Origin of the sequence: Methyloversatilis sp. (assembly GCF_030696805.1) — a bacterium.
Lineage (GTDB): Bacteria > Pseudomonadota > Gammaproteobacteria > Burkholderiales > Rhodocyclaceae > Methyloversatilis.
Genome location: NZ_JAUYRO010000116.1, coordinates 25,363 through 31,692, shown reverse-complemented (window position 1 = coordinate 31,692; position 6,330 = coordinate 25,363). Strand labels below are relative to the sequence as shown.

The following is a 6,330-nucleotide window of genomic DNA, read 5'->3' as shown; positions in this document are numbered from 1 at the left end:
CCGTACGTTGATCATGCGCTGCCGCGTGTCCGAAGACCGGATCGCCTGCAGGGCAGGCTCCTACGAAAACCGCGACGGCCTCGCAACGGGCGACGTTTTTCGTAGGAGCGGACCCCGTCCGCGATCCGTACGTTGATCATGCGCTGCCGCGTGTCCGAAGACCGGATCGCCTGCAGGGCAGGCTCCTACGAAAACCGCGACGGCCTCGCAACGGGCGACGTTTTTCGTAGGAGCGGACCCCGTCCGCGATACGCGTTCTGATCAAATGACACGAGGTGTTCAGAAACCGCAGCTGCCTCCGGGGACAGAACGGGGGTTTCGGCGAGCACCGCTCATCGCCCGCCGATCCGGTCGTCCGGGTCGCCCGCGGAAGTCGTCTACGAAAGTTCGACCGATCCGCGCTTCGCCCCGCTGACGTGCGCCCCGCCTGCCATGCTCAGCGCCACGGCCTCTGCCACCTCGATACCGTCGATCGCTGCCGACAGGATACCGCCGGCGTAGCTCGCCCCTTCACCGGCCGGATACAGCCCGACCGTATTCAGACTTTGGTAGCTCACCGGATCACGCTTGATGCGGATCGGCGAAGACGTGCGCGTTTCCACGCCGGTCAGCACTGCGTCATGCATCGCGAAGCCCTTGATCTGCCGGTCGAACGCCGGCAGCGCCTCGCGAATGGCACTGATCGCGTACGCGGGCAACGCCATATCGAGTTCGCCAAGGCGGACGCCCGGCGTGTAGGACGGCGTGACCACACCGAGTTGCGTCGACGGCCGCGCGGCGATGAAATCCCCGACCAACTGACCGGGCGCGCTGTAGTCGCCGCCACCCAGTTCGAAAGCGCGCGATTCCCACTGGCGCTGGAACGCGATGCCGGCCAGCGGATGACCCGGATAGTCTTCCGGCGAAATGCCGACCACGATGCCGGCGTTGGCGTTGCGTTCGTTACGGGAATACTGGCTCATGCCGTTGGTGACCACCCGGCCCGCTTCCGAGGTCGCCGCGACCACGGTGCCCCCCGGACACATGCAGAAGCTGTACACCGAACGGCCGTTGGATGCGTGGTGCACCAGCTTGTAGTCGGCCGCGCCCAGCAGTGCGTGGCCGGCGTAGTCGCCGAAGCGGCAGCGGTCGATCAGCGCCTGCGGATGTTCGATACGGAAACCGACCGAAAACGGCTTCGCTTCCATATAGACACCGCGCTCGTGCAGCATTTCGAAGGTATCGCGGGCGCTGTGGCCCACCGCCAGCACGACGTGATCGGCGGCAATGACTTCTCCGCCGGCAAGTATCACGCCCCGCACGTTGCGGTCTTCGACGATCAGGTCTTCGACGCGCGACCTGAAGCGGATTTCGCCACCGAGCGCCTCGATTTCGGCGCGCATCTTCTCGACCATGCCGACCAGCCGGAAGGTGCCGATGTGCGGCTTGCTGACATACAGAATTTCTTCCGGCGCACCGGCCTTGACGAATTCCTTCAACACCTTGCGCCCGTAGTGCTTCGGATCCTTGATCTGGCTGTACAGCTTGCCGTCGGAAAAGGTGCCGGCGCCGCCTTCGCCGAACTGCACGTTTGATTCCGGATCCAGCACGTGCTTGCGCCACAGGCCCCAGGTGTCTTTCGTGCGCTCGCGCACCGCCTTGCCACGCTCCAGCACGATCGGGCGGAATCCCATCTGCGCCAGCACCAGCGCGGCCAGAATCCCGCACGGCCCCATGCCGATGATGACCGGGCGCTGTGCCAGGCCGGCAGGCGCCCGGGCAACGAAGCGGTAGTCCATGTCGGGTGTGGGATGTACGTTCGGAACACCCTTCAGGCGTGCCAGCACGGCGGCTTCATCCACCAGCTCCACATCGAGCGAATAGATCAGGAAGATGTTCGAGCGCTTGCGCGCGTCGTAGCTGCGCTTGAACACCGTACACGACAGCAGTTCGCCGGGCGCGATGCGCAGCCGTTCGAGCACGGCGGAACGCAGCGCCTCGTCCGCGTGATCGAGTGGCAGCTTGACTTCGGTTAATCGCAACATGCAGGGCTGGGGCGTTGCCGCCGGGCTGGGTATCGTTCAACCCGCAAGTCTAGCGTCAGGGCGACCGCAATACGCAGCATCGGTGGCCGGCCGGGCGACGATGGCGCGCCGACCGGGCCGCCTCGCCGCGGCCGGCATTCAGCCGGTGATCTGCTTGAGCAGTTCCGCCTTGGCGGCGGTGTAGTCGGCGTCGGTGATCAAACCGCCATCAAGCAGGGATTTCAGCTTGCCCAGCCTGGCTTCCGGCGTTTCGGCCGCCGCCGGGGTTGCCGGGGTTGACGCTGCAGGCAGTACCGAACCGCGCATCGCTTCGGTCATCACCTGCCCCATGCTCAGACCGGCGCCCAGGCTGGCGCCGATGCCGGCCAGCCCGCCTTCATTCTGCGCCGCCATCGGAATGGCCGTGGCGGTCTGGTACTGGGTGAAGGCGGCCAGATTGCCGGCCATGCCCATCGATACGCGGGTATCGAAGGCCTTCTGCAGCTCCTCCGGCAGCGACACGCTTTCTACCGCGAAATTGTCCAGCGCAACACCGTAGCGTTCGAACACCGGCGCCATCGCACCCTTCATGCGTTCGCCCAGCAGGCCGAAATTGGTCGCCATGTCGAGGAAGGGCAGTTCGGACGCGCCGAGCGTGTTGCTCATTGCCGACACGATCAGGTTGCGTAACTGCATCTCGAGATCATCGACCGTATAGATATCGCGCGTACCGCTGATCTCCGCAAAGAACCGCTTCGGGTCGGCAAGCCGGTAGGAGTACACGCCGAACGCGCGCAGCCTGACCATTCCGAAATCCTTGTCGCGCACCGTGACCGGTTGTGCGGTGCCCCACTTGCGGCCCAGTTGCAGCCGGGTGCTGAAGAAATAGACGTCACTCTTGAAGGGCGATTCGAACAGCTTGTCCCAGTTCTGAAGATAAGTCAGCACCGGCAGCGTATTGGTCTTGAGCACGTGGCGACCTGGACCGAGCACATCGGCGATGCGCCCTTCATTGACGAACAGTGCCGTCTGCGACTCACGCACCGTCAGCTGCGCACCGTACTGGATTTCGGCGTCCTGCATCGGATGCCGCCAGGCCAGCGTGCCATCGCCGTCCTCCTGCCACTGCAGTACGTCGATGAACTGCTTCTTGATGAAGTCGCCGATACCCATTTCACATCCTTTCCGGAAAGACCTGCCGTGCAACCACTGCGCAATCTAGCGCCTCGTCCCGGGCACCGCAACGCGTCCCGGGCGGGCGACTCAAGTTGTTGTTTCCATCTCGATTTGCTTCGATTCACTCGAATTCTCGTCCAGCTCGCGGGCCGCCAGCCAGATTTCGATGCAGGCGCCGCAGCCATCCCGGTTCGCCACCCGTATCCAGCCACCGTGGAGATTGACGATCTCGCGACAGATGGCGAGTCCGAGCCCGGTACCGCCTTCGGCGCCGCGCAGGCGCGCGGCCTGCTCGAACTGATCGAAGATGCGCTCGCGATCTTCTTCAGCGATGCCCGGCCCATGGTCGGACACGCGCAGCAGTACGCCAGCCGTGCCCTCGTGATCGTGCCGCTCGAGCGACAGCAGCACTTCCGCAGAGGGTGGCGAAAAGCGGATCGCATTGTCGAGCAGCGTGCGCAGCACCTGTGCCATCCGTTGCGCGTCGGCCTGCAACGGAACCTGCGGAAACAATCCGGTCATCCGCATATGCACGCCACGCTCGACCGCAACGGCCTGCATCTGCGCAATCGCCTCGGCCACCAGCGCTTCCAGATCGCAGCTCGACGCGTTCAGCTTGATCGCTCCGCCTTCCAGGCGCGACAGGTCGAGCAGATCGTCGACCAGCGCAAGCAGCCGGTCGCCGTGTTCGCGGATCACCTCGAAGCGCCTGCGCGTGACGTCGGCCAGCGGCGGTCGATCGCGCAGCGCCAGACGGGAAAACGCGAGGATGGCGTGGATGGGCGTGCGAAGTTCGTGCGACATGCTGGCCATGAAGCGGCTCTTGGCGCGATTGGCATTTTCCGCCATGCGCCGCGCCGACATGCTGTCGGACAGCTGCTCTTCGATCAATTCACTCAGGCGGTCGCGATGCCGTTTCAGTTCGGTCTCGGCGCGCTGTCGGTCACGGTCGCGAATGCCCGCCTGCAGAATCAGGCCGAAAGTGCTGATCGCCGCCTGAACGCCGGTCCGGCACGCTTCGGGTAAAGCGTGGGGCAGGTCAAGGCCGACCAGACCGACCAGACGCCGGTCACTCATGACCGCGAAACACACCCGTTCCCTCGGCGGTTCATCGAACGCAGCCAAGGCAACGATGGCACCGGATTCCCGCGCGCTGCGATCGGCGGCCAGGGCTTCATCGATCAGCCCGGGATGCGCGCCAAGCCAGTCGGTGTCGCGGCAGGCCAGCAGATTCACTTGCGGCTCATGTCGCGGTTCGTGCATGACTTCGGCGATGAAGCCGTCGCTTGCGCCGGCCAGGTCGAGCAGGATATCGAGCATGGCGGCAAACAGTGCTTCACCCGATTCACCGCGGATGAAGCGCGCCTGCAGGCGCCCCAGCATGGCCAGTTGCTCGCGGCTGCGCTCGAGCGCCTGTTCGCCGCGCTTGCGCTCGCTGATGTCGCGCGCAAAGCCGACCGTGCCCAGCAGTTCTCCGTTCTCGTCGAGCACCGGAGCCTTCCACACTTCAAGGCAGATCGATCCCGTACCGGACGCAACGAAGGATTCCGAACAGCGTGGCTGGCGGCTTTCGAGCACTTCGAGATCATCGGCGCGGTAGGCATCGGCGCAGTCGTTCGGCCACAGGTCGTGATCCTGCAGGCCACAGGCCTCGTCCGGATCGTTCAGCCCGCCGGCCCGCGCGAGCGGCTTGTTGACCGCCAGAAAGCGCAGATCGCGGTCCTTCAGCCAAACCATGAACGGGAAATTGTCGAGCAGCGCGCGCTGGTAGCGCATCGCGCAGTGCAGTTCGCGCTCCATGCGCCATCGGTCGGTCATGTCCTGCACGATGCCGGCCAGCACCGGCAGGTCGGTGACCGAACCGCCTGCGGCCGCACCGGCGGACTCGACGCGACCTTCGAACAGCACGCGCCGTTCGCCATCAGGGTGGCTGACGCAGAACTCTGTGCGGTAGTGCGCACCGGCCTGCGCAGCGCGCAAGGCGCGTTCGAGTGGCAGACGATCGTCTGCCGCAACGTGGGCGAGCAGCTGTTCGAAAGACGCTGGCGCAGCGCCTTCGATGCCGAGTATTCGCCGCGCGCGCGACGACCAGTCGAACACGCCGTTCGCGTACGACCAGTTGCCGGTGCGGCCCAGCGTCTGCGCCCGTTCGAGTTCGACGTGCAAGTGCTCAAGCTCGCCCCGCGCGGCATCAAGCTGCACACCGACCGCCCAGAGCGCCAGACAGACGATCAGCACCGGCACCAGCAGGGGCGTCAGACCGAGGCGGGACACGCGCCCCACACCGGCCAGTCCGGTCGCGCCGGCGAGTTCGGCCACCAGCAGACCGATCACCAGCGCGGCCAGCAAGTAGGCCAGCCAGTAACGGGCAAGATGTCGGGCAGACTGCAGCGACAGGTTCATGAGCGGGAAGGCGGCCTTCAGGGTCGGAGTTCTGAACCTTCTGAACGGCCGGCGGCGCGGGTTCTTGAGTGCGGCAGACGATGTTTCCGGCGCCCGGCCGACGAACGGGTAGAATTCGCGCCGGAAGTCCGCCGGGCAACCGCGGCGCGCAAGCGCGGAGGAAAGTCCGGGCCCCGCAGAGCAGGATGCCGGCTAACGGCCGGGCGCAGCAAGCCGTGCGAAAGCGCGGCCCAAGGCGACGGAAAGTGGAACAGAAAACATACCGCCGATGGCCGCAAGGATCAGGCAAGGTTGAAATGGTGCGCCTGCGGGCGGGCGGCAACGCCGGGTAAGAGCCCACCGCGTGCGCGGCAACGCGCACGGCACGCAAAACCCCATCCGGGGCAAGGCCAAATAGGGAAGCCATGACGCGGCTCGCGTCGCTTCCGGGTAGGCTGCTCGAGCGACGTGGCAACACGTCGCCCAGATGAATGGTTGCCGGTGCGTTCGCGCACAACAGAACCCGGCTTACAGGCGGACTTCCACTCCTTCCCTGCTTGTCCTCTCTTTCCCTGCTTGTCCTCTCTTTCCCGCCTCCCGCTCGATTCCCTGCTCCTTCCTGCTGTTTCCCAAAGCGGTTTGCATCGGCTGGCGTTGTATTCCTCTCCACTTCCGCCCCACTTTGCCCCACCGCGTTCAAGTCGGGATGCAGCTTCTCATCAAGCACATTCAATTCATTTTCTATCCCATTAAAAACAAAAGGTTTTTG

At 65.0% G+C, this 6,330-nt stretch carries 3 protein-coding genes and 1 other RNA gene; 1 reads left to right on the top strand and 3 read right to left on the bottom strand.

Annotated elements, in window-relative coordinates; translation table 11 throughout:
* Window positions 1-377: 377 nt before the first annotated feature.
* The 3 genes from Q8R75_RS18635 to Q8R75_RS18625 form a co-directional block, all read right to left on the bottom strand.
* A complete protein-coding gene (locus tag Q8R75_RS18635) occupies window positions 378-2,024 on the bottom strand; it encodes an NAD(P)/FAD-dependent oxidoreductase (RefSeq protein ID WP_305613359.1) in 1,647 nt (548 codons plus the stop codon).
* A gap of 138 nt (window positions 2,025-2,162) precedes the next feature.
* Window positions 2,163-3,176 carry an SPFH domain-containing protein gene (locus Q8R75_RS18630; protein ID WP_305613360.1) on the bottom strand — a complete coding sequence of 338 codons (1,014 nt, stop codon included), beginning with the start codon at window positions 3,174-3,176 and terminating at the stop codon, window positions 2,163-2,165.
* 90 nt (window positions 3,177-3,266) lie between these two features.
* On the bottom strand, window positions 3,267-5,582 hold the full coding sequence (locus Q8R75_RS18625; protein ID WP_305626575.1) for an ATP-binding protein: 2,316 nt from the start codon (window positions 5,580-5,582) through the stop codon (window positions 3,267-3,269).
* Between the two features lie 123 nt (window positions 5,583-5,705).
* On the opposite strand from Q8R75_RS18625, the gene rnpB reads away from it, so the two are divergent.
* Window positions 5,706-6,108, top strand: an RNA gene (rnpB, locus tag Q8R75_RS18620) — RNase P RNA component class A.
* Window positions 6,109-6,330 lie beyond the last annotated feature (222 nt).

What these genes read in the sequence shown, in the direction of transcription:
- Q8R75_RS18625 (WP_305626575.1), bottom strand. Translation starts at nt 5,582, where the DNA reads ATGAACCTGTCGCTGCAGTCTGCCCGACATCTTGCCCGTTACTGGCTG.
- Q8R75_RS18630 (WP_305613360.1), bottom strand. Translation starts at nt 3,176, where the DNA reads ATGGGTATCGGCGACTTCATCAAGAAGCAGTTCATCGACGTACTGCAG.
- Q8R75_RS18635 (WP_305613359.1), bottom strand. Translation starts at nt 2,024, where the DNA reads ATGTTGCGATTAACCGAAGTCAAGCTGCCACTCGATCACGCGGACGAG.